The sequence below is a fragment of the Rathayibacter sp. VKM Ac-2805 genome, from assembly GCF_009834265.1.
GTDB lineage: Bacteria > Actinomycetota > Actinomycetes > Actinomycetales > Microbacteriaceae > Rathayibacter.
Genome location: NZ_CP047185.1, coordinates 72,347 through 95,946 on the forward strand (window position 1 = coordinate 72,347; position 23,600 = coordinate 95,946).

A 23,600-nucleotide genomic window follows, 5' to 3' on the forward strand; every position below is an offset into this window, starting at 1 on the left:
TGCGCTCCGGCGCCGCACGGGATAGCGTTCCTCTCAGCGCCCCGTCTGCCCTCTCTGCGAGGGCTGGCGCGCGGATCGGCCCTCGTGATATCGCCCGAGGGGATCCGCCCCGGCCCGCCACCCCTCTTCGAGTGCGGGCGAATCGAGCTTTCCTCCGCGCCCGTCCGAGCACCTCCGCCGGTCCTAGCGTGACGCGCAGGTCGTCGATGCGGCCGGCTCGCCACCACCCCCAGGCGAGCGTTCGATCCTCGATCCGACGCCCAGCGGAGTGCCCCCATGTCCCGTGCCCGAACAGTCCTCCTCGTCACCGCCGCCCTCGTCGCGGGCCTGCTCACGGCGCCGAGCGCCGCGTCGGCCGCGACTCCCGGGACCACTCCCGTGACGGGCTTCGAGAGCGGCTCGGCCGCGCTCACGACGGTGACCGGCACGGCCTCCACGGCCGTCTCCGACGACAGCACGGAGGGCGACTCGTCGCTCGAGGTCTCGTACGACGTCACCGGGGGGCTCGCCGAGCTCGGCTTCGACCCGCTGCAGGCGCCCGTCATCCCCGCGCCCGCCTCGGCCCTGACGGTCGACCTCCGCGGCGACGGCTCCTACAACACCGTCTACCTGCGGGTCCGCGACACGAGCGGCGAGACCTTCGTGCACCGCGTCGACGCGATGCGCTCGACCCAATGGCAGACGCTCACCGTCGACCTGACCGCGGAGCCGGTGGCCCGCGACGGCGGCGACGGCAACGGAGTCATGGACGCGCCGCTCACCGTGGCCGGCGTCCTCGTGGTCCGCAACGGCGAGCAGCCGCCCACCGGCACCTTCGCCCTCGACGACGTGCGCGCGGACACCACCGGCTGGACCCTCCCCGTCGCCGCGTCGACCTACGTCGCCGCCGGGGCGAGCGCAGCGCTCTCCTTCGACGCGGGAGCCGCGGGCGACTGGGAGCTGCGGCTCGCGGACGCCGCCGGGCTCTCGCGCACCCTCACCGGCACGGCCGGCGCGGCGGGACCCGTCGCCGTCGACTGGGACGGACTCGACGACTCCGGAGCCGCGATGAGCGGCGACGTGCGCGCGGTGCTCCGCCAGGACGACTCGGCCGACGGCTCCCTCGGCGCCGCGACGACGACCGGCGTCCCGTTCCTGCTGACCCTGGCCGCGGCCGACGACCCCGACGCGACCTCGGTGGTCGAGGCCTTCGACGGCGGGGACGCCGGCTGGGGAGTGGCCACCGGATCCGCCACCCTGCGCCGCGCCTCCGCGGCCGAGGCGAAGGGCGGCGCGACCGGCACCGAGGGCACCGACGCGCTCGCCGTCGACTACGACCTCACCGACGGCATGGCCGGCATCACCCGCACCGCGCCGCTCGACGTCGCCACCGGCCCGGTCACGGGACTGAAGGTCGACCTCAAGGGCGACGGCAGCTACAACACGGTCTACCTCCGCGTCACCGACGCGAGCGGCGAGGCGTTCACCTACCGGATGGACGCGATGCGGCAGACCACCTGGACCACGGTGCCCATCGACCTCACCCAGGACCCGGTGCTCGCCGAGGGAGGCAACGCCGACTCCGTGCTCGACATGCCGCTGACGCTGACCGGCTTCTACGTCGTGCGCAACGGCGAGCAGTCCGCCACCGGCTCGCTCGTGCTCGACAACCTGCGCGCGGTGAGCAGCCGGTGGACGATGCCGGTCGCCGACACCGAGTTCCTCGTGCCGTCGGAGGGCGGAGTCGCCAGCCTCGCGTTCTCGGCCGCCACGGCCGGCGACTGGATGATCGTCCTCCGCGACGGCACCGGCCGCAGCCGCTCCCTCACCGGCACCCTCGCGGAGCCCGGCGAGACCGCCGTGCAGTGGGACGGGAAGGCCGACGACGGCCAGGAGATGGACGGCCCGATCCGCAGCACCTTCCTGCAGGACTCGACCCCGGACGGGCAGTTCTCCGCGTCGCGGACCCGCTCGGCGACTCCGACCCTGCTGACCGTCGCCGCGGCGCAGCCGTCGACGACCAGCGTGGTCGAGGGCTTCGAGGGTGCGGCGTCGGGCTGGAGCGTCGCGATGGGCTCGGCGGCGGTCTCGCGCACCAGCGCGCAGAAGACCCAGGGCTCCTACGCCCAGCGGATCGACTACGACGTCTCGTCGGGCCTGGTCGAGACGGTGCAGAGCACCCCCGCGACCGTGATCGCGAAGCCGGCCTCGTCGCTCCGGATCGACCTCAAGGGCGACGGCACCTACAACACCGTCTACACGCGCCTCCGCGACGCCTCGGGCGAGACCTTCACCTACCGGCTCGACGCGATGCGCTCGACGGCGTGGGCGACGATCGACGTCGACCTCACCGCTCCGGCCGCGCTGATCGAGGGCGGCGACGGCGACCAGGTGCTCGACTTCCCGGTGAAGCTCTCCGGCGTGATCATCGTGCGCAACGGCAGCCAGCCCGCCACCGGGACCGTCGTGCTCGACAACCTGCGCACCCTCGCCACCGGCTGGTCGCTGCCGACGGCCGCGACCGCGTTCTTCACCCCCGGCGCCTCGGCGACCACCTCGTTCTCCTTCACCGCGGCAGGCCCGGGCGACCACCGCCTCGAGCTGCGCGACAAGGAGGGGCGCGTGAAGACGATCACCGGGCGTGCGGCCGCGGCCGGCCCGGTCACCCTGACCTGGGACGGCTCGGACGACTCCGGGACCCGCATGCGCGGCGACGTCAGCGGCGTCTTCTCCCAGGACGGGACGGACGACGGCGTCCTCGCCTCGAACGCCACCCGCAGCGGGATCCCGCTCCTGCTGACCCTCGCCGAGATCGACGCGGACGCGAGCCTCGCGCAGTCCTTCGACTCCGCCGGGACCGACTGGGTGCAGGCCGCCGGCACCGCGACCCCCTCGACCTCGGCCACCCGCACCGAGGGCTCGGGCGCGCTGAGGATCGCCTACGACCTCTCCCGCGCGGACGCCGAGATCGAGACCGCGACGACTCCAGCGCCGCTGCTGACGCAGCCCGCGACCGCGCTCAAGGTCGACCTGCTCGGCGACAGCAGCTGGAACACCGTGTTCCTCAAGCTGCGCGACGCCACCGGCGAAATGTTCTTCTACCGCGTCGACGCGATGAGCCTCAGCCGGTGGACGACCGCGACGATCGACCTCCGGTCGCCCGCCGCGAACACCCACCTCGGCAACGACGACGGCGTGCTCGACTACCCGGTCTCGCTGGTGCGGATCAACGTGGTGCGCAACGGCGCCTCGGCCCCCGCCACCGGCACCGTCGTGCTCGACAACCTGCGCGTCCTCGACAAGGACTGGACCCTGCCGACCGCGAGCGCCGCCCGCTTCTCCCGCGAGAACGCGGCCACCACGACCGTCCGCTTCACGGCGGGCGGGCCCGGCGACTACGCCCTGGTGCTGCGCGACAGCGCCGGCCGCACCCGCACCTACGGCGGGACCGCCGCCGCCGCGGGCGAGATCACCGCGACCTACGACGGCACCGACGACAGCGGAGCCGCGATGGCCGGCAGCATCGCCGGACGCCTCACCTGGGACACGACCGCCGACGGCGCGCTCTCGGGAGCCGCCACGGCGACCCGCCCCTACCTCACCGGAGTGAGCGCCCGGGTCACCGAGGCGTCGCCCACGTCGATCAGCGGCATCAACAGCTTCCTCACCGAGCAGGACTCGCCCGTCGAGGCCGACCGGCAGGCCGCCCTCCTCGAGGACGCGCAGGTGCGCTGGGCCCGCGAGGAGTTCGAGTGGAAGCGCGTCGAGCCGCGGAAGGGCTTCTACGACTGGGCGAAGTTCGACCAGGCCGTCGCGATCAGCCAGGCGCGCAACGTCGACATGATCGGGAAGCTCGCCTACTCCGCGCCCTGGGCCTCGTCGGCCCCGGCCGGCACCGCGGCGGAGGACGCCCAGTACTACCCGCCGCGCAGCAACGCCGACTTCGCGTCGTACGCCGCGGCGACCGTGGCGCGGTACAAGGACCGCGTGCACGTCTGGGAGGTGTGGAACGAGCCGAACACCGACTACTACTGGCGCGGAGGCGCCACGGCCGGCCAGTACGGCGAGATGCTCAAGGCCGCGTACACGGCGATCAAGGCCGTGGACCCGACCGCGACCGTGCTGGTCGGCGGGCTCGACCAGTTCAGCGACCCGTTCATGGCGGGCGTGCTGGCGGCCGGGGCGGGCGACTCCTTCGACGGACTCGCGATCCACACGTACACGGTCGACGGAGCGCCCGAGACGGGAGCGATCCCGACCTACCTCGACGCGGCGCAGAACTTCCTCACCCGCAGCGCGCCGGGCCGGAGCCTGTGGATCACCGAGGTCAGCTGGGCGACCTGCACCACCTGCACCGGCGCCACCAGCGAGGCCGACCAGGCGTCGTACCTCTCGCGCTCCTACCTCGACGCCGCGGCCCGCGGGATCAAGGCGATCGCCTGGTACAACCTCGTCGGAGGCCCCGACCCGCAGGCGCCGCTGGACACCTTCGCGGTGACCGAGCGCTCCGGACGGCAGAAGCCCGCGTACGCGGCGCTGAAGGAGGTCGGCGCGGTCCTCGCGACCGGCACCGCGGTCGGCCGGGCGAGCGCGACCGCCTCCGCCTCGCCGGTGAAGGTCGACGACCTCTCCACCACGAGCGGATGGGCCGTGGCGCCGATCGGCGGCGGGACCGCCTCACTGGCCGCGACCTCGGCCGGCTACTCCGGCTCGGGCGCGCTGAAGCTGACCTACGACTTCTCCGGCACCTCGAAGGGCGCGCAGCTGCACACCTCGCGCACCCTCCCCGGCTCGCCGACGGCGGTCTCGGTCTGGGTCAGCGGCGACGCGAGCACCAGCCCCGTCTACCTGAAGCTGCAGGACGCGACCGGGGAGACCTTCCAGGGCCTCGTGGGCAACGTCGGCGGAACGCCTTGGCAGAAGATGACGCTGTTCTCGGACGGGCTGAACGCCAACTACACGCACTCCGGCGGCGACGGGGACGGGGTGTGGGACTACCCGGTGAAGCTCGTGGACGCCTTCGTCTACAAAGCGATGTCGGGCATCTCCTCCGGCACGGTCTCGATCGACGACGTGACGGCCGACTACGGAGTGAATCTGCACGGGACGGTGCTGCAGACGCCGACCGAGACGGTGCAGGCGCTCTACACCGCGGGCCCGTCGACGGCCTCGGTGCAGGTCTCGGGGGCGACGGCGTCGATCCGGACCACCGCGGGCAGCACGGCGCTGACCGTCGCCGACGGCCACGCGACCGCGACGCTCGGCCGGACGCCGGCGTTCGTGGTCTCGGCGCCCGCGGTGACCCGCCCCGGCGGCACGACGACGCTCGACTGGATGACCGGCGACGGCGCGACGACCAGTGTCGCGGTGCTCACGGCGTCCGGCGGAGTCGCGAAGCAGCTGACCTCGTCGATCCGCCACCTCGCGGGCCGGCAGACCCTCGCCTGGGACGGACGCCTGACGAACGGAGCCGTCGCCCAGGCCGGGTCGTACAGCATGCGCATCACGACGACGACGCTCGACGGACGCACCAGCGTGCAGAAGGTCGCGTTCACGCAGCCCTGACGCGGGCCGCTGCGGGGCGGCCGCCCCCTCGACTCCCGGAGTCTCGGGGCGGCCGTCCTCCTCGACCCTTCAAAAGTCGTCGCATTCGGCGTCGAGTGCGACGACTTCTGGACAATGGGGAGCGACGGCCGGCGCTCAGAGGGCGGCGAGGATGGCCGCCGCCGTGGCTGCGTCCGTCACGAGCGTGTTGATCAGCGAGCCGCGGACGGCGCCGATGATGCTCGCGGTCTTCTCGGCCCCGACCGCCCCGCCCACGGCGTGCGGCACGGCCGCCAGATCCTCGCGGGAGACGCGGACCATCCGGTCGCTGCCGGGGAACTCGAGGGCGCTCCCGTCGGCGTGGAAGAAGTCGAGGCACGCGGAAGCGCACCGCCCCCGGAGAGACGGCGCGCTTCTGCGGCGGATCAGACCGCGACGAGCCAGGTGAGCTGCGAGTGCGGCTCGACGATCAGCGGGCCGAGCTCCCTGTTGAACTCGGCTCCGTAGTCGGCCGAGATGTGCGCCTGGAAGGCGTCCTCGTCGCGGTAGACCTCGTAGACGAAGAACCGGGCCGGATCGTCCTCCCGCCGGTAGGGCGTGAACTCGACATTGCCCGGCTCCCGGCGGACCAGGACGGCGAGGTCGGCGATCATGCCGGCGACCGTCTCCTCGTGACCGGGCTTCGCGGTGAACTCGGCGTAGAGGATGCGGGCGCTCATGCCGTCGCCGCCCCGGTCATGATCGCGACCGCGTCGGTCATCGAGTGCGACTGCGGGGTGATCGTCGCGGCCTTCTTGCCGAGGCGCTGGATGTGGATCCGGTCGGCCACGTCGAACACGTGCGGCATGTTGTGGCTGATCAGGATGACCGGGATGCCGCGGTCGCGCAGATTGCGCACGAGCTGCAGCACCTGGTTCGACTCGCGGACTCCGAGGGCGGCGGTCGGCTCGTCGAGGACGACGACCTTCGAGCCGAACGCGGCGGCGCGGGCGACGGCCACGGCCTGGCGCTGTCCTCCGGAGAGGTTCTCGACCGGGACCGTGACGTCCTGGAGGGTCGAGATGCCCAGCTCGGTCAGCTCGGCGCGCGCCTCCTTGCGCATTCCGGCGGTGTCGAGCATCCGGAAGACGGAGCCGAGGATCCCCTTCTTGCGCTTCTCGCGGCCGAGGTAGAGGTTCGAGGCGACGTCGAGCGCCGGGGAGACGGCGAGGTTCTGGTAGACCGTCTCGATGCCGGCGCCGCGGGCGTCCTGCGGGCGCTTGAAGGTCACCGGCTGCCCGTCGAGGAGGATCTCGCCCTCGTCGGGGATCTCGGCGCCGGTGAGGCACTTGATCAGCGTCGACTTCCCGGCGCCGTTGTCGCCGATGATGGCGAGGACCTCGCCGGGGTAGAGCTCGAGGCTCACGCCGTCGAGCCCGACCACGCGGCCGAAGGTCTTGACGAGGCGCTTGGCCTGCAGGACGGGGGTGCGGGCGGCGGCGGGAGCGGTGCCCGCGGCGTCGATGAGGGTCACTTGCGAACCTTCCGGATCCACTGGTCGACCGAGACGGCGACGATGATGAGGACGCCGACAGCGAGCGTCTGGTAGAGGACGTCGAGCCCGGCGAGCGAGAGCCCGTTGCGGAAGACGCCGACGATGAGGGCGCCGAGGAGCGTGCCCCAGACCGTGCCGCGCCCGCCGAAGAGGCTGGTGCCGCCGATGACGACCGCGGTGATGGAGTCGAGGTTGAGGTCGGCTCCGGCGTTCGGGCTCGCCGCGTTGGTGCGGCCGATCTGGATCCACGCGCCGATGGCGAGGATCGCGCCGGCGGCGAGGTAGACGCTCATCAGGACGCGGTTCACGCTGATGCCGGCCAGGCGGGCGGCCTCCTTGTCGTCGCCCACCGCGTAGACGTGGCGGCCCCAGGCGGTCTTGCCGAGGATGAACGCGATCACGATGTAGACGAGGAGCATCAGCAGGACGCCGTAGCTGATGCGGACGCCGAGGATGTCGAAGGTGCCGCCGGTGGAGGGCAGCAGGGCCGGCATGTCGGTGCCGCGGACCGTCGAGCCGCTCGAGTAGAGGAGCGTCAGCGCGACGAAGATGTTGAGCGTGCCGAGGGTGACGATGAACGGGGGGAGCCGGAGCTTCGTCACGAGCAGGCCGTTGAAGGCGCCCGCTGCGAGGCCGACGATCAGGCCCAGGAGCAGGGCGACGACCGCCGGGAGCCCGTTCTCGGTCGCGGTCTGCGCGATGACCATCGAGGTGAGGACCATGACCGCGCCGACCGAGAGGTCGATGCCGGCGGTGAGGATGATCAGCGTCTGCGCGACGGCGAGGGTGCCGACCACCGCGACCTGCTGCGTGATGAGCGAGAGGTTCGACGGGTCGAGGAAGCGGTCGTTCAGGAGCCCGAAGACGATGACGGCCAGGACGAGGACGACCGCCGGGCTGACGGCCGGATAGCGGTGCAGGACTCCGCGGACGCGGTCCAGCGGCGTGCGGCGGTCGAGGAACTCGCTCGCGAGGTCGAGTGCGGAGGTCGGCGGATTCGGGTCGGTGGTCTTCTGAGCCACGATGGCCTTTCTGGAGTCGCTGGGAGCGGGAGGAGGAGGGCGGGGCGCCGGAGCGCCCCGCCCGTGGTGGGCTACTCGCCCCAGCAGATCCCGGCGGCGTCGTCGGAGGTGATGCTGTCGAGGCCGTCGACCGGGGTGTCGGTCACCAGCTGCGAGCCGGTGTCGAAGAAGTCGAGGCCCTCGCTGGTGCTGGGCTTGGTGCCGTCCTCGGCGAGCTGGGCGATCGCCTCGACGCCGAGCTGGGCCATCTTCACCGGGTACTGCTGCGCGGTGGCGCCGATGAGGCCCTCCTTGACGTTCTTCACGCCGGCGCAGCCGCCGTCGATCGAGACGAGCAGGACGTCCTTCTCCTTGCCCGCGGCCTGGAGGGCCTGGTAGGCGCCGTAGGCGGCGGGCTCGTTGATCGTGTAGACCACGTTCACGTCGGGGTTCTTGGACAGGAGCGTCTCCATGGCGGTGCGGCCGCCGTCCTCGGCACCCTGGGTGGCCTCGTTGCCGACGATCTCGTAGTCGCCGCCGCTGTAGCTGCCGGTCTTCGCCTCGTCGCCGTTGGTCTGGTCGTCGGCGACGTCGATCCCCATGCCGGTGAGGAAGCCCTGGTCGCGGTTGTAGTCGACCGAGACGACCTTGTCGTCGAAGAGGTCGAGCATCGCGATGGTCGCCTTCTTCCCGTCGAGCTGCGCGGCGGTCCACTCGCCGATGGCCTCGCCGGCCTTGAAGTTGTCGGTGGCGAAGGTGATGTCGACGGCGTCGGCGGGGTCGGGCGCCGTGTCGAGGGCGATGACGAAGAGACCGGCGTCGCGCGCCTTCTGGATGGCGTCGACGACGGAGGGGCCGTTCGGGGTGATCAGGATGCCCTTGTCGCCCTTCGAGATCGCGTTCTCGATGGCCTGGATCTGGGTGTCCTCGTCGCCGTCCTCCTTGCCTGCGGCGAGCGTGAGGTTCACGCCGGCGGAGGTGGCCGCCTCCTTGGCGCCGTCCTCCATCGCGACGAAGAAGGGGTTCGTCGTCGTCTTGACGATGAGGGTGACGCCGACGCCGTCTCCGCTGCCGGCGGTGGAGCCGGCGTCGGACGAGCCGGGGCCGGAGCTGGAGCAGGCGGTCATGCCCAGGGCCGCGAGGATCGCGACGGAGCCGAGGCCGATGTACCGGGTGAGGCGAGGGGAACGGTTCGTCATTGAAAGTCCTGTTCATAGGGCGGGAGCAGCCTCCCGACAACGATGTCAGAGGTAGGTCTATCGGGTCGGTGACGCTAAGGTCAAGCGATCCTCCAGAAAGCGAGACCCGACCGTGACATCGTTGTCAGATCGAAGCGGCGCCGGTGCAGGCCGCCGTCCGACCATGAAGCACGTCGCCGCTCTGGCCGGAGTGGGCATCAAGACGGTCTCCCGGGTCATCAACGGCGAGCCGAACGTGTCGGCCGCCACGATCGAGCGGGTGCAGGCCGCCGCCTCGCAGCTGCAGTACCAGCCGGATCTGCACGCCGGGAACCTCCGCCGCTCCAACGGGCGCACCAACACGCTCGGACTGCTGGTGGGCAGCGTGGCGAACCCCTTCTCGGGTGCTCTCCACCGTGCCGTCGAGGATCTCGCGAACGAGCGCGGGGTCGCGGTCTTCGCGTCGAGCCTCGATGACGACCCGGCCCGTGAGCGCTCCTCGGTGAACGCCTTCGTCTCGCGGCGCGTCGACGGGCTCATCCTGACCACGGTCGCGCCCAGCCAGGCCTACCTGGGCGTCGAGGTCGACCGCGGCACGCCTGCGGTGTTCGTCGACCGCGTCCCCTCGGGGATCACGGCAGACGCGGTGATCACCGACAACGCCGCCGGCATCGCCCGCGCAGTGGGGCACCTCGCCTCCTTCGGGCATCGCCGCATCGCGTTCCTGGGCGACCGGCCCGAGATCTTCACCGCTCAGGAGCGGGAGCGCGGCTTCCTCGAGGAGATGAGCCGGCTCGGTCTGCCGGTGCCGCCCGCGTACGTGCGCCACGGCGCCCACGACGAGCACGCGGCGGAGGAGATGGCGACCGCTCTGCTCGACCTCGAGGTGCCGCCGACCGCGATCGTCGGCGGGCAGAACCTGATCACGATCGGCGTGCTCGCCGCGCTCCGCCGTCGTGGCGCGCACGGAAGAGTCGCCCTGATCGGCTTCGACGACATCCCCCTGGCGGAGCTCCTCGAGCCCGCCGTCTCGGTGATCGCGCAGAACCCCGCGGTCATCGGGCGGACGGCCGCCGAGCGGGTGTTCCTCCGCCTCGACGGCGAGGACGAGCCGGCGCAGACGTTCGTGATCCCCACCGAGCTGATCGCCCGCGGCTCCGGCGAGGTGCCCTGCCCCGACTGAGAGGCGGTGGGACGGGATCTGATCTTTCTCGCAGACCGCTCTTGAATTGTCCGGAGGACAGTCCGTAGATTGCCCAGCAATTGACAACGTTGTCACTCGTGACACGCGCAACGAAGGGCGTTCTTCCGTGCTTTCTCCTCATCGCTCGCTCCCACGGCGCAGCGGCCTGGTGGCCGTCGCCGCCGCGCTCTGCCTCGTCGGCGGCGGGCTCTCCGTCCCCGCTGTCTCCGCCGCTCCGCTCGACGCGGCAGCGGAGACCTACCGTCCGGCGATCCATTACTCGCCGACGAAGAACTGGATGAACGACCCGAACGGGCTCGTGTACTACGAGGGGGTCTACCACCTCTACTACCAGTACAACCCGCAGGGGACGCGCTGGGGGAACATGAGCTGGGGCCACGCCACCAGCACCGACCTCACGCACTGGACCGAGCAGCCGCTCGCGATCCCGGGCGATGCGGAGTCGGACATCTTCTCCGGCTCGATCGTCGTGGACAAGGACAACACCTCCGGATTCGGCACCGCCGAGAACCCGCCCCTGGTGGCGATGTACACGGCCGCGTACAAGACGGGGGAGCAGGCGCAGGCGCTCGCGTACAGCACCGACGCCGGGCAGACGTGGACGAAGTACGAGGGCAACCCGGTCATCGACCGTGACCAGAACGACTTCCGCGACCCGCACGTGTTCTGGTACGACGGCGGCACTCCGGAATCCTCCTACTGGGTGGTCGTCACCGTGGAGGCCGACGACCACAAGGTCCTCCTCCACAAGTCGACGGACCTGCGGAACTGGACCGAGCTCAGCGAGTTCGGCCCGGCCAACGCGACCGGAGGCGTCTGGGAGTGCCCGGACCTGTTCCCGCTGGCGGTCGACGGCGACCCGTCGAACATCAAGTGGGTCATGGTCGTCAACCTCAACCCGGGGGCGGTGGGCGGCGGCTCCGGCGGCCAGTACTTCGTCGGCGACTTCGACGGCACCACCTTCACCTCCGAGTCGACCGTCGGCTCCGACACCCTCCCCGAGGGCACGACCCTCGCCGGGTTCGACGACGGGACGTACAACGGCTGGACCGTGGACAACGAGCCCGGCAACGGGAAGAACGGGCCCTTCGGCTCCGCCCCCGCCACCGGTCCGATCGACGGCCAGCAGACCGTCACCGGCTTCTCGGGGACGGGACTGATCAACGGCTTCAACGACGGCGACTGGCCGGTCGGCACGATGGAATCGCCCGCCTTCACCCTCGACCAGGACCACCTGAACTTCCTCGTCGGCGGCGGGAACCACCCGCACGTCGACGGCACGCAGCTCGCCAACGACCCTCCCGCAGGCAGCGAGCTCCTCTTCGAGGGCTTCGAGTTCCCGGACCAGCAGAGCCTCGCGGACAACGGCTGGACCGTGACCGGCGACTTCGCCGGCGGCACGAACCCCTCCACGAACGGCGGCGAGTTCTTCCTCGGCCAGAAGCGGATCAACACCTTCGAGGGCGGTCCGAAGGGCGACGACAACACCGGCACCATGACCTCGCCGGAGTTCACGATCGACAAGAGCAGCCTCAGCATGCTCGTCGGCGGCGGCTTCCGCCCCGAGGGCGACGCCCAGACCCTCGAGGTGCAGCTCGTCGTGGACGGCGAGGTGGTCGAGACCACGGCCGGGACGAACGACGGCGCCCTTAACTGGAAGAGCTGGGACGTCTCGGCGTACCAGGGGAGGACGGCGACGATCGTGGTGCAGGACGGCGCGACCGGCGGCTGGGGCCACCTCACGGTCGACCACATCGTGCTCGCCGACGCTCCGGCGCAGGTCCGCTCCAACGAGACGAGCGTGAACCTCGTCGTCGACGGGGAGATCGTCCGCACTGCGACCGGCAGCGACAGCGAGACGCTGGACTGGAAGAGCTGGGACGTCGCGGACCTCGCCGGCCGCACGGCGCACCTGCAGGTCGTCGACAACAACCGCGCCGGCTGGGGCCACATCCTCGCCGACCAGTTCATGCTCGCCGACGAGCCCGCGCAGAGCCGCCTCGTCGACTACGACTGGCTCGACTGGGGCCGCGACTACTACGCAGGGGTCACCTTCGACAACGCGCCCGACGACAAGCGGATCATGATCGCGTGGATGAACAACTGGCAGTACGGCGAGGCCATCCCGACCGGGACCTGGCGGGGAGCGATGGCCCTCCCGCGTGAGCTCTCCCTCGAGACCGTCGACGGCGCCCCGAAGCTCGTGCAGAAGGTCGTCGATCAGACCGCGGCCCTCGAGCGCGGCGACGAGGCGTTCACGCTGGGCGCCACGGACATCGCCGACGGTGAGACCGCACTCCCGGCTGCCGCCGAGGGCAGCGTCTACAAGCTCGACGCCGTCTTCAGCGCCGGGGACGCGGACTCCTTCGGCCTCTCGGTCCGCAACTCCGCCGACGGCTCCCAGCGCACGCCGATCACCTACGACGTCGCGTCCGGTCAGCTGAGCGTCGACCGCACCCGCTCGGGCGACGTCGGCTTCGACGCCGACTTCCCGTCGGTCGAGACCGCACCCGTGGCGCTCGACGACGGCGAGCTGCACCTCGAGCTCTACGTCGATCACGCCTCCGTCGAGACGTTCGCGCAGGGCGGCCGAGCGACGATCACCGATCAGGTCTTCCCCGACCCGAGCAGCACGGGAGTCTCGCTCCTCTCCTCCGGAGGGACGGCGCGCCTCGAGAGCCTGACGGTCACACCGCTCACTCCGTCGATGTTCACCGATCCGGCGGCGGTCGCCTCCCTGACCCCTGCGGGCGCGGCTCAGACCGTCGAGACCGGAGCGGCGATCACCGGCCTCGGAGTCACCGCTGCGAACGCGGCCGGCGAGCCGGTGGCGGGCGCGGACGTCGCGTACACGATCGAGGGTCCGGCCCGCTTCGCCGGCGGAGGCACGACCGCCCCCGCGACGACCGGCGCCGACGGCTCCGCTCCGCTCCCCACGGCCACGGCGGGCCCCGGCACGGGTGCCGTCTCGATCACCGCGGTCTCGGGAGGCGTCAGCCGGCTCCTCCCCGCCGTCACCGTCGTCGCCCCGGCGACCCGGGTCGACGTCGACGTGACGATCACCGGCGTGAAGCGCGGCGGCTCGGTCGTGCTGACCGCCACCGCGACGAACGAGGGGAGCACGCCGGTCCGTCTCAGCATCCCGACGGCCTTCGGTGAGCTGAAGGTCGCCTCGCTGGCGGCGGGCCGCACGAAGACCGTCTCGGTCGACACGCACCTCTCCCGGGTGCCGTCGGGCTCGTTCCGCGTGACGGCGACCGCACCGGACGGGACCCGGGAGACCTTCCGGGTGGCGTACCGCGGCACCGGCAAGTAGCGGCGACGAGCGGCGAGGAGAGGGGCGGAGGCTCGGGGCTGGACCCCGGGCCGCCGCCCCTCTCCTGCGCCCGCTGCCGGATCGCGCGTCCGACGAACGCGTCCGGCACCACGCCCGGTCTCCCGCCGCGAGGGCGGGCATCGATGCATCACGAACGGTCGTCAAACGCGCCCGGAAGCGACCGTTCGTGACGCCTCGATCGCGGGCCGCGGAACGTGTGCGGGGAACGCTGCACGGAGAGAGGCCGTCAGGCGAGCGGCTCGCGGTCGCGCGTCAGCGGGGCCGCCCGCAGCGCCCGCATGTAGACCCCGTACCGCCGCAGCTGGCCGGCCGCCGCCGCGGCGCGTCCGGGGCGCAGGCCGGACAGCCGGTACACCAGCATCCGCGACGCCATCCCCGCGAGCACGACCGCCCGCCAGACCTGCTGCTGCAGGTCCGAGCGCGCCATCCGCCAGCCGTACAGGTCGAAGAGGTTGACGATCCAGGCAGTGCCGACGCGGCCGTCGACGCCGCTCGAGGAGCCGCCCATCGCGTGCAGGGCGTGCAGGCGCGGATCGAGGACCACGCGCAGGCCCTCGGCGCGCAGGCGGAGGCAGATCTCGACGTCCTCGGCGTACATGAACCAGCGGTCGGTGAGTCCGCCGACGCGGTCCCAGACGGCCAGCGGGATCATCAGGCAGCCGCCGCTCACCCAGTCGACGTCGCGCGGGCGGCCGTGCAGGTCGGCGGCGAACAGGTAGTGGCCCTCGAAGGAGGGGAAGCGGCGACCGAGGCGCGAGAGGCCGGTCTGGTGCAGGAGCATCCGACGGACTGTGGGGGCGTGGCCGGCGGCGACGATCACGACGTCCTCGCCCTCGTTCTCGAGGAGGGGGGAGACGGCGCCGATCGTCGGATCGCTGTCGAGAAGTGACGCGAGCGAGCCGACGACCTCCGCCGAGATCTGCGCGTCCGGGTTCAGCAGCAGCAGGTGGCGGCCGGTGGCGTGGGCGGCGCCGAGGTTGACGGCCCGCGAGAATCCGGCGTTCTCGGTGTTCTCGACGACCTGGACGTCCGGGTACTCGGCGCGCAGCACGGCGACCGTCTCGTCGCGCGAGAGGTTGTCGACCACCAGGACCTCGACGCTCTCGTCGCGGCCGGCGAGCGCGTCGAGGCAGGAGCGGATGACGCCGATGCTGTTGTAGGTGACGATCACGATCGACACGGACGGCCCGCTCACGGCAGCACCGCCACCATCGCGGCGCGCAGCCGGGCGACCACGGCGTCCCAGCTGTAGTACTCGAGCACCGGAGCCGGATCGAGCGGCTCCGGCGGGTCGGCGACGAGCTCGCGGATCGCCGCCGCGATCGCCGGCACGTCTCGCGGATCGACCAGGCGGGCGTGCTCGCCGAGGATCTCGCGGAACACGGGGATGTCGCTGGCGAGGATCGGCGTGCGGCAGGCCAGGGCCTCGAGGGTCGGCAGGCCGAAGCCCTCGTCGAGGGTGAGGAAGAGGAACAGCGCGGCGTTCTCGTAGAGCCAGCGCAGCTCCTCCGTCTCGATCCGCCCGAGCAGGCGCACCGAGCCGTCGTCGAGCGCGGCGCGCACGGCGGGAGGGAACTCGGTGGGCACTCCGGAGGCCTCGCCGACGACGAGGAGCGGGAAGGAGGGGGAGAGCACCTGGGCGGCGAGTGCGGCCTCGATCGTGGTCGCGAGGTTCTTGCGGGCGTTGAGGCGTCCGACGGCGAGGAGGAAGCCGTCGAGTCCGTCGACGCCCGAGGGCGCCATGGGCTCCGCGTCGGCGAACGCCCGGTTGAGGCCGAGGCCGACGGGCACGGCGCTCGGCGCGGCCGACGTGCGGACGATGCGGTGCGACTCCGCGACGCTGCTCGCGATCACCACGTCGGCGCGGCGGACGGTGAGAGGCATGAGCGAGAAGTAGGCGCGCTCCCTGCGGGTGAACCACTCCGGATTCGTGAGGAAGAGGAAGTCGTGGATGAACACCGCGGACCGCCCCAGAAGGGGGGTGAAGTTGTGCGTCAAGGTGATGTCCGGACGGAGTCGGAGAGAGAGCAGGGCGAGTTCGAGAACGGCACTGACGCCCTGCGGCCGGAGCCTTGTCGGTACCACTCGGGCGAGTCCCGCTAATTCCCGTCTCGCCGTCTCCACCCCCGTCAGGGGGACGGCAATGACAAGTGAATCCTCAGGAAAGAGTCGTGCCCAGGAGAAGGCGATCTCTCGCATGACCTCACGGTTCGAGATCGGGCCGCGAATCCACCAATTACCATCGAGCAGGACCCGTAGGGATCCTCGGTGCGAACCTGTGCCGGGCATTCGACCCCTGTCTGGGAATGGGTTCTCATGGATGTCCCGACTGTAGCGAACGGACTCCTGCACCGGACGCCCACGAGTACCGGCCCGAGGGCCGCCGCACCGAGGAGAGGGCCCCATGAGAGCTCGACGCCGCACTGCACTCGTCCGCTGGGCCGTCGCCGCGCTGGGGGCGGTCGTGGTGCTCGACGCGGTCGTCGTCGCCCAGACGCAGGTGGGCTCGGACGCGACCGCCGACTTCCTGAGCTCGGTCACGGCGCTGACCAACATCCTCTCGGTGGTCTCCTTCGCGATCGCGGGGCGGAGCGCCTGGCGATCCGCGCGATCCGGCGGCAGGAGGAGCGCCGCGGCGCACGGGGAGTCGCGGGCGGTCACCGCGATGCGCACCCTCAACGCCGCCACTCTGCTGAGCATGTCCGGCCTGTTCCTGGTGATCTACGGGCCCGCCGTACTCGGCGACCCGGCCCAGCTGAACCCGGGCACGGTGGTCCTGCACGTGCTCGTGCCGGCACTCGCGCTGATCGAGCTGCTCGCGGTCCCGGGCGCCCGCCCGGTCGACCTCCGGCTGGTCTGGGCGGTGATGGTGTTCCCCGTCCTGTGGTTCGTCTACACCTTCGTCAGGGGCGCCCTCACCTCGCGCTACGTGTACGAGTTCCTCGATCCGGAGCTCTCCGGCGGGGAGCGGATCATCGTCGGGATGACCGTCCTGATCCTCTCGATCTTCTTCCTGATGGGTGTCGCGATCCTGTCCCTCCAGCGGTGGCGGACGGCGGTCCGTTCGCCGCTAGTATGAGCGCCGATACCCGCCTTCGGGGGTGCAAGTAGGCCGTCGAATGAATGCTGTGCACCGTCGCATCGCCTGGTATTGCGACAGCAGAGTTTCGTCGGGCGCGCCCCTTTCTCACGGCGCCGCACAACAAAGGGAGAACCGGGACATGGGCAGGTCGGTCGCCATTATCGGCACGCGGGGCTATCCCAGTTACTACGGGGGATTCGAGACAGCCGTCCGACGTCTCGCGCCATTCCTTGCGGAGCAGGGATGGGAGGTCACGGTCTACGGAAGGCCGGGCACCACGGCCCGCCAGGACCCGGATCGCGACGAGCGGGTGATCACCCGGCAGACGCGGGGTGTCGAGAGCAAGTCGCTCAGCACCCTCTCCTACGGACTCACGGCCGCTCTCGACGCCGCGAAGCGCAAGCCCGACGTCGCGCTGGTGCTCAACTGCGCCAACGGCTTCTGGCTGCCGATCCTCAAGCAGCGCGGCATCCCCACCGTCGTCAACGTCGACGGCATCGAGTGGGACCGCGCCAAGTGGGGCCGGTTCGCGAAGTTCGTCTTCCACCAGGGTGCGGTCTGGACCGCCCGCCACGGCGACCGCATGGTCTACGACGCCGCGGCGATCGAGACGCGCTGGAAGCGGGAGTTCGGCCGCGACGGCGACGTCATCCCCTACGGCGGCGACGTCCCGCCGGAGCACCCGGTCGAGCCGGGGCTCACCCACCGCGGCTACGCGCTGATCGTGGCGCGCTTCGTCCCGGAGAACACGGTGCCCGAGTTCGTCGAGGCGGCCGAGCGGATCGCGCGGACCCACGACGTCGTCATCGTCGGCTCCTCCGGCTACGGCGGTCCGATCGACCAGGCGGTCAGCGCCCTCGCGCAGCAGAACGCGCGGGTGCACTGGTTCGGGCACGTCAGCGACGACACCCGGCTCCACTCCCTCTGGCAGCACGCCGGGGCCTACTTCCACGGGCACAGCGTCGGCGGCACCAACCCCGCGCTCGTGCAGGCGATGGCCTGCGGAGCTCCGGTCGTCGCCCGCGACACCGTCTTCAACCGCGAGGTGCTCCAGGAGGCGGGGCGCTTCGTCGCTCCGACCCCGGACGCGATCGCCGAGGGCGTGCTCTCGGTGCTGAACGACCCGATCGAGCAGGAGCGGCTCTCGTACCGGGGGCACCTGCGGGCCCTGCACTCCTACTCCTGGGCCGAGGTGAACGCCGGCTACGAGCGCTCGCTGCTCAGCGTCATCGCCGAGCGGGCCTCCGCGGGGGCGAGCAGGAGCCGGGCGTGAGAGCCCCGCGCGACCTCGGCTACGACGACCTCCTGATCGGCTACCACGTCGGTCCGCTGACCGGCGTGACGGCGGAGCGCGTGCGTGCCGCTCTCCGTGACGTCCTGCTCTCGCCGCGCGGCGCGGTGCTCCTGCGCCGCCGCAGCCGGTACCGCGGATGGCATCGGATCAGCGCGGCGGCGGCCCTGGACGCCTCGGAGCGCGCTGTCGACGTCGTCGCCGGCCCGCTCGAGCGCGAGGTGCTGGCGCACCGCCTGATCGGCGCGCAGTTCGCTCCGGGGGAGCTGCCCGTCCGCATCCTGTTCGACGGCGCGACGGTCGGCTTCACCCTCCCGCACAGCCTCTTCGACGGCACCGGAGCGACCGCGGTCGTCGCGCTCGTGATCGAGAAGCTGGGCGCCCCGGGGATCGACGCCGTCGCTCCGAAGCCGCTCGCCGCCGCTCCGCTGCGCGAGGTCGTGGAGCGCTTCGAGCTGACCGGCCTCGCCGGCGTCCGGAAGGCCCGCGACACCTTCCGCACGCTGACCGCCGCCACGGACGCGGGCTACCAGCTCGACGCGACCCTCTCGAAGCAGGAGTCGGACCGCCTCTCCCGCCTAGTGACGACGGTGCTCGATGCCGACGCGCTCCGCCGGATCGCCGCGACGCCCGAGACCGCGCGCGACGGGAAGCGCCCGGCCCGCCCACCGGTCTCGCTCAAGGTCGCGAGCCTCGTGCTCCGCTGCCTCCAGGACTGCGCCGCCGACGGCCTCGACTTCCGCGTCGTGGTCCCGGTCGACGGCCGCCGCTGGGTCGCCAAGGGCACCGAGGTCGCCGGCAACCTCTCGCCCTCCCTCCCGCTCGGCCGGCTCCGCGCCGACGACTGGTCGGCCACCTCGCTCCTCGAGCGGCTGTCCGCCGCGACGAAGTCCGGGCTCCCCGCGACCTGGCTGCTGGCCAGCGCGCTGGTGAGCGTGAAGAACCTCGTGCAGCACCCGCTGGCCGCGGTCCGCCCGCCGAGCGGGACGCCCCGCGTGCCGTTCGAGATCCACGTCTCCCTGCCCTCGACCGAGGTGCCGGTGCCCGAGGAGCTCCTGCCGCGGATCGAGGCGGACACCATGATCGGCGGGATGCCCGCGCACCTGCGCTTCCCGCTCGGCGTCTGGGTCGAGGTGGCTCCGATGCGCGACAGCATGCACCTGACCGTGCACGACGAGACCGGCACCTTCGCTCTCGACGGCTTCGAGGAACGGCTGCGCGCCGCCGTCGGCGCTTCGGCCGCGGAGGCCTCGTGAGCGGGCTGCTGCGCCTCCTGAACTCCCCGATCGCCATGCTCGCCAGCCGCCTCTCGGTGGCGGCGCTCGGGCTGGTGAGCGCCCCGCTGATCGCCCAGTCCCTCGGTCCGAGCGGACGCGGCGAGACGGCCGCGGCCCTCGCCTCGATGTACCTCGTCCCGATCCTGCTCGCTCTCGGGATGCCGCTGGAGATCCGCCGGCGCGTGCTCGCCGCGGCGGGCGACCTCGGCGCGGTGCGCACGGCCCGGCGGCTCGCGCTGCTGACCGCGATCCCGGCCGCGCTGATCGCCTGGCTGCTCACCTCGACCCTCCTCTCGGCGCTCGACGAGGCGGCCACGGTCGCGGTGTTCGTCGCGCTCACCGGCACCCCGCTGATGGTCTGCTGGATGATCGACATCGGCGTCGTCGGGGCGCAGCGCCGCTTCGGAGCGGTCGCACTGCTCCAGGCCACGCAGCCGCTGGTCTACGTCGGCGGGATCGTCGTGCTGTTCCTCCTCGACTCGATCACCGTCTCGGGCGTGATCTGGTCGAACTTCGCCGGCTCCGTGACGACGGCGCTGATCGGCTCGCTGCTCAACCGCCCCCGCGGAGCAGCACCGGCGCCCTGGCGGCCGCTCGTGCGCGGCTCCGTCACCTTCTACGGCGCGCAGGCCTCGGACGCCGCGTACCAGCGCCTCGACCAGGTGATCATGCTGCCGCTGATCGGCTCGCACCAGGCCGGCCTCTACTCCGTCGCCGTGACGATCGGCACCCTGCCGGTGTTCCTCGCGCACGCGGTCGCCGCTCCGGTCTTCTCGGACATCAGCCGGACGGAGGGGGGCGCCCGCGTCACCGCGATCGGCGACGCGCTGCGCTCGGCCTTCGCGGTCGGCCTGGCCTCGGCCGTGTTCCTCGCCGTCGTCACCCCCTGGGGCGTGCCGTTCCTCTTCGGCGACGAGTTCGCGGAGGCGATGCCCGCGGTCTTCTTCGCGATCCTCGGCTCCGTCTTCGTGGTCGTCACCGTCAGCGCCGGCGAGGTGCTCTCGGCGCGCAACCGCGGCATCAGCCTCACCGTCGCGCAGGGCGCCGGGCTGATCACCTGCCTTGTGCTCCTGTTCGCCTTCGGCCCGGCGAACGGCGCGATCGCCGCCGCCATCGCCAACGCGAGCGGGATCCTGATGGCGCTGGTGGTGATGGTGCTCGCGATCCGGCCCCCGGCGCGGACCATCGTCCCGCGGCCCTCCGACGTGCCGCTGGTCGTCCGGCGCCTCACGATGCGGGGCGGCGCGGCATGACCCGCACCGCGGCGCCGCTGCCCCGGGCCGGCTCCCGCACGGTCGCCCGCGGACCGGTGCGCACCCGCCGCACGCTCCGCGCCCTCCTCGGCCGTGACGGGCTCGGCCTGCCGTGGCTGGGCGTCCTGCTGCTGGTCTTCGCCCTCCCCGCGAACGGAGTCGCCTCCGCGTTCCTGCCGGGCGCCTCGGCGACCGCGTTCGGCGCGATCAAGGACGCCACCATCCTCGGACTCTTCCTGCTCGTGCTGGTCAGCGGGCGGATCAAGCGGGTGCCGGTGCCGATCGTCGTGCTCGTACTGATGATCGTCGGCCTCGGCGCCGTCTCGGCCGTGTGGACGGAGAACCCGATCCAGGCCGCCTACGGCTGGCGCAACGACTTCCTGCCGTTCCTCGCGCTCATCGTGGTGCCCGCGGTGCTCGAGAAGCGCCACCTCGGGATCCTCGCGGCCGCGTTCGTCGTCGCGCTGCAGCTCTCCTCGATCACGACCATCCTCACCTGGAACCAGGGGCTCGACTGGCTGTTCACCCTCGGGGTGTTCCCGCTGGCTCCCGGGACGCCGTTCCCCTCCTCCCTCTTCGTCGCCGGGAGTATCGTGCCCCGCGGCTTCAGCCCCTACAGCGCCCCGAACGAGAGCGCCGTCGCCGTCACGATCGCGCTCGCCGTGCTGTGGACCCGCCCCCGCTGGCCGCTGTGGCTGAAGGGCGCTCTGACGCTCCTGCCGCTGGTGGCCGTCTACCTGACGCAGTCCCGGAGCGGCTACATCGGCCTGGCGATGCTCGCGGTGACCCTGGTGGCCTGGGCGCTGTTCCGCGCGAAGCCGATGCTGGTGTGGGCGATGCTCACCGTGACCACGGCCGCGGCCGTCGGCGGAGTCACGCTCTACCTCTACATCGACAAGGTGATCTCGCACGTCGCCGACCCGTCGCTGATCGGCCACAGCGACAGCCTGCTCGAGAACATCCCGCTGCTCGTCGCGCACCCGTTCGGCTTCGGCCTCGGCAAGGTCGGCCCGCGCGCGCAGCTGTACTCGACCGACAGCGTCCTCGTCGAGAGCTTCTTCCTCGTGCTCGCGATCGAGTCGGGGATCATCGTGATGCTGCTGTTCGCGGCGCTGCTGGTGTACCTGTTCCTCCGCGGGCTGCGCGCGCCGACCCTCGACGGCTTCCTGCCCACGGCCGTGGTCGCGGGCACGCTGGTCAGCTACACGGTGCTGCCGACGCTCCAGGAGGGTCCGGTGGCGTACACGCTCTGGATCGTCTGCGGCATGGGCGTCGTGGCGGGGCGGGCCGAGCAGGCGGTGCGCGCGGGCGCCGCCCGGGTCCGCGAGCCCTCACCCTCGCGCAACGCCGCCCACCTCGACGGGCCGCGCGCCGGCACCGGGGCGCACGTCGTCACTCCCCGCGGGGAGGGGCGCCGGCACCGGCTGCAGCGCTCCCGGGTCTCAGGCGGACGCCGTCGCCGCGGCGGTGACGACCGTGCTGCGGGGAGCCTGCGCGACCACGGTCCCGAGGACGTCGCCCCCGACGTCCCGTAGCCGGTCGGCCGCGGCGACGAGGTCGGCCGAGGACGAGACCCCGGCGCCCGCGACGAGGACCGTCGTGGCGACCATCTTGCCCAGCAGCACCGCGTCGGTGGCCGAGAGGATCGCGGGGGAGTCGACGATCACGTGGTCGTAGCGGCGCGAGAGGTGCGCGATCACGCGCTCCATCGCGGGGGTGCCGATCAGGTCGCTCGGGTTCGCCTGGCTGCCGCCGGCCGTGAGCACCGTGACGCCCTGCGCGCTGACGGGCAGCGACCCGTCGGCGGGCAGGGTGCCGGTGCGGAGCAGGTCGGCGAGGGTCGGTCCGCCCGTGGGGACGCGGAAGACCGTCGACTGCGCCGGGTCGCGCAGGTCGGCGTCGATCAGCACCACAGTGCGGCCGATCTGGGCGATCGAGACGGCGAGGTTCGCGGCCACCGTGCTCTTGCCGTCGCCCTCGCGGGCGGAGGTGACGAGCAGGGTGCGCTCGTGGGTGCCGGAGCCGAACAGGAGCGTCGTGCGCAGCATCCGGAACGACTCGGCGACGGCGCTGCGGCCGTCCACGACGAGGGGGGAGCGACGGACGGCCGTGTCGAAGGGGATCGACTCGAGCACCGGCAGGGTGGTGCCGGCGGCGACGTCCTTGGCCGAGCGGATGCGGGAGTCGCCGAGCGAGCGCAGCACGACGACGCCGACGCCGAGGATGAGGCCGGTCGCTCCGCCGAGCACGAGGTAGACGAGGAGGTCGGGGCTGAGCGGCGAGCCCGGCACGGACGCCGCCTCGAGCACCTTCACGTCGACCCGGCTCGCGCCGCCCGTGACGGGGCGCTCGATCTGCGCGACGTAGCTGCGCAGGCTCTCGGCCACCGCGTCGGCGATCCGCGCGGCCCGCTCGGCGTCGGCGTCGACCACGTCGATGCTCATGATGACGGTGCCGGGGAGCGCGGCCGGAGTGACCTCGCCCGCCAGATCGCCGACGGTCATGTCGAGACCGAGGTCGTCGATGACGGGCTGCAGCACCGAGCTCGAGTCGACCAGCGCGACGTAGGAGGCGACCCGCGCCTCCGCGCTGGTGAAGGAGGCGCCGACCTCGGCGCTGGACTGGTTGTCGGCGGTCGCGACCGAGACGAACACGGTCGTCTGCGCCCGGTACTCCGACTCCGACGCCATGGTCGCCACCGACGCGGCCGCGAGGCCGAGGGCGACGAAGATCGAGATGACGAGCCAGCCCCGGCGGAGGAGTCGTCCGTACTCGCGAATTCCCACAGTGCCGTCCTTGTCGAGGAGGGATCCGGCGGAGCGGATCGAGACGATGAGCGTGCTGCTGTCGATCCTGGCAGAAGCGCGCCGCGTGTCCCCGGCGCCGGGCCGCAGCGGAAGCGCCGTCATCGCGGCGCGGA

Annotated in this window: 16 protein-coding genes; 8 read left to right on the top strand and 8 right to left on the bottom strand. The window is 72.1% G+C overall.

Going from position 1 to position 23,600, the window contains the following annotated elements:
* The first annotated feature begins 276 nt into the window (after window positions 1-276).
* The gene (locus GSU40_RS00355) at window positions 277-5,544 is read left to right on the top strand and encodes a FlgD immunoglobulin-like domain containing protein (RefSeq protein ID WP_160033049.1); all 5,268 of its coding nucleotides are present in this window, start codon (window positions 277-279) and stop codon (window positions 5,542-5,544) included.
* A gap of 135 nt (window positions 5,545-5,679) precedes the next feature.
* Here the strand turns inward: GSU40_RS00355 and GSU40_RS00360 are convergent, their stop codons facing one another.
* From GSU40_RS00360 to GSU40_RS00380, 5 genes are all read right to left on the bottom strand, one after another.
* Window positions 5,680-5,967: a sugar-binding domain-containing protein gene (locus GSU40_RS00360; protein ID WP_160036040.1), complete on the bottom strand. Its 288-nt coding sequence runs from the start codon at window positions 5,965-5,967 to the stop codon at window positions 5,680-5,682.
* Complete coding sequence (locus tag GSU40_RS00365; RefSeq protein ID WP_104250283.1) at window positions 5,949-6,242, bottom strand: putative quinol monooxygenase; 294 nt, start codon at window positions 6,240-6,242, stop codon at window positions 5,949-5,951. Before GSU40_RS00365 ends, GSU40_RS00360 begins: the two co-directional genes overlap by 19 nt.
* The gene (locus GSU40_RS00370; protein WP_104238957.1) at window positions 6,239-7,036 is read right to left on the bottom strand and encodes an ATP-binding cassette domain-containing protein; all 798 of its coding nucleotides are present in this window, start codon (window positions 7,034-7,036) and stop codon (window positions 6,239-6,241) included. The genes GSU40_RS00365 and GSU40_RS00370 overlap by 4 nt, the downstream gene beginning before the upstream one ends.
* On the bottom strand, window positions 7,033-8,079 hold the full coding sequence (locus GSU40_RS00375; RefSeq protein WP_104256431.1) for an ABC transporter permease: 1,047 nt from the start codon (window positions 8,077-8,079) through the stop codon (window positions 7,033-7,035). Before GSU40_RS00375 ends, GSU40_RS00370 begins: the two co-directional genes overlap by 4 nt.
* Before the next feature lie 71 nt (window positions 8,080-8,150).
* On the bottom strand, window positions 8,151-9,257 hold the full coding sequence (locus GSU40_RS00380; RefSeq protein WP_104238959.1) for a substrate-binding domain-containing protein: 1,107 nt from the start codon (window positions 9,255-9,257) through the stop codon (window positions 8,151-8,153).
* A 112-nt stretch (window positions 9,258-9,369) separates the two neighbouring features.
* Between GSU40_RS00380 and GSU40_RS00385 the strand changes: the two genes are divergently transcribed.
* Window positions 9,370-10,419 (top strand): LacI family DNA-binding transcriptional regulator, encoded by a 1,050-nt coding sequence (locus GSU40_RS00385; RefSeq protein ID WP_244229540.1) that lies wholly within the window; start codon window positions 9,370-9,372, stop codon window positions 10,417-10,419.
* A gap of 127 nt (window positions 10,420-10,546) precedes the next feature.
* Window positions 10,547-13,756, top strand: a complete 3,210-nt coding sequence (locus tag GSU40_RS00390) for a GH32 C-terminal domain-containing protein (protein ID WP_279630835.1) — start codon at window positions 10,547-10,549, stop codon at window positions 13,754-13,756.
* Between the two features lie 247 nt (window positions 13,757-14,003).
* Here GSU40_RS00390 and GSU40_RS00395 read toward each other — a convergent pair whose 3' ends face one another.
* Both GSU40_RS00395 and GSU40_RS00400 read right to left on the bottom strand, forming a co-directional pair.
* The gene (locus GSU40_RS00395) at window positions 14,004-14,957 is read right to left on the bottom strand and encodes a glycosyltransferase family 2 protein (protein WP_208543341.1); all 954 of its coding nucleotides are present in this window, start codon (window positions 14,955-14,957) and stop codon (window positions 14,004-14,006) included.
* 11 nt (window positions 14,958-14,968) lie between these two features.
* Window positions 14,969-15,775: a glycosyltransferase family 1 protein gene (locus GSU40_RS00400; protein WP_160033053.1), complete on the bottom strand. Its 807-nt coding sequence runs from the start codon at window positions 15,773-15,775 to the stop codon at window positions 14,969-14,971.
* 406 nt (window positions 15,776-16,181) lie between these two features.
* On the opposite strand from GSU40_RS00400, the gene GSU40_RS00405 reads away from it, so the two are divergent.
* From GSU40_RS00405 to GSU40_RS00425, 5 genes are all read left to right on the top strand, one after another.
* Window positions 16,182-16,856 (top strand): Pr6Pr family membrane protein, encoded by a 675-nt coding sequence (locus GSU40_RS00405; protein ID WP_159911763.1) that lies wholly within the window; start codon window positions 16,182-16,184, stop codon window positions 16,854-16,856.
* A gap of 142 nt (window positions 16,857-16,998) precedes the next feature.
* Window positions 16,999-18,132, top strand: coding sequence for a glycosyltransferase (locus tag GSU40_RS00410; RefSeq protein WP_160036044.1), 1,134 nt, complete (start codon window positions 16,999-17,001; stop codon window positions 18,130-18,132).
* On the top strand, window positions 18,129-19,406 hold the full coding sequence (locus GSU40_RS00415) for a hypothetical protein (protein ID WP_160033055.1): 1,278 nt from the start codon (window positions 18,129-18,131) through the stop codon (window positions 19,404-19,406). The genes GSU40_RS00410 and GSU40_RS00415 overlap by 4 nt, the downstream gene beginning before the upstream one ends.
* Window positions 19,403-20,680 (top strand): oligosaccharide flippase family protein, encoded by a 1,278-nt coding sequence (locus GSU40_RS00420; protein ID WP_160033057.1) that lies wholly within the window; start codon window positions 19,403-19,405, stop codon window positions 20,678-20,680. The genes GSU40_RS00415 and GSU40_RS00420 overlap by 4 nt, the downstream gene beginning before the upstream one ends.
* On the top strand, window positions 20,677-22,215 hold the full coding sequence (locus tag GSU40_RS00425; RefSeq protein WP_160033059.1) for an O-antigen ligase family protein: 1,539 nt from the start codon (window positions 20,677-20,679) through the stop codon (window positions 22,213-22,215). Before GSU40_RS00420 ends, GSU40_RS00425 begins: the two co-directional genes overlap by 4 nt.
* On the opposite strand, the gene GSU40_RS00430 is transcribed toward GSU40_RS00425, so the two are convergent.
* A complete protein-coding gene (locus tag GSU40_RS00430) occupies window positions 22,123-23,589 on the bottom strand; it encodes a polysaccharide biosynthesis tyrosine autokinase (RefSeq protein ID WP_160033061.1) in 1,467 nt (488 codons plus the stop codon). The genes GSU40_RS00425 and GSU40_RS00430 overlap by 93 nt on opposite strands.
* Window positions 23,590-23,600 lie beyond the last annotated feature (11 nt).

Coding starts and splice junctions, on each gene's coding strand:
- GSU40_RS00355 (WP_160033049.1), top strand. CDS start 277: ATGTCCCGTGCCCGAACAGTCCTCCTCGTCACCGCCGCCCTCGTCGCG.
- GSU40_RS00365 (WP_104250283.1), bottom strand. CDS start 6,242: ATGAGCGCCCGCATCCTCTACGCCGAGTTCACCGCGAAGCCCGGTCAC.
- GSU40_RS00380 (WP_104238959.1), bottom strand. CDS start 9,257: ATGACGAACCGTTCCCCTCGCCTCACCCGGTACATCGGCCTCGGCTCC.
- GSU40_RS00405 (WP_159911763.1), top strand. CDS start 16,182: ATGAGAGCTCGACGCCGCACTGCACTCGTCCGCTGGGCCGTCGCCGCG.
- GSU40_RS00410 (WP_160036044.1), top strand. CDS start 16,999: ATGGGCAGGTCGGTCGCCATTATCGGCACGCGGGGCTATCCCAGTTAC.
- GSU40_RS00425 (WP_160033059.1), top strand. CDS start 20,677: ATGACCCGCACCGCGGCGCCGCTGCCCCGGGCCGGCTCCCGCACGGTC.
- GSU40_RS00430 (WP_160033061.1), bottom strand. CDS start 23,589: ATGACGGCGCTTCCGCTGCGGCCCGGCGCCGGGGACACGCGGCGCGCT.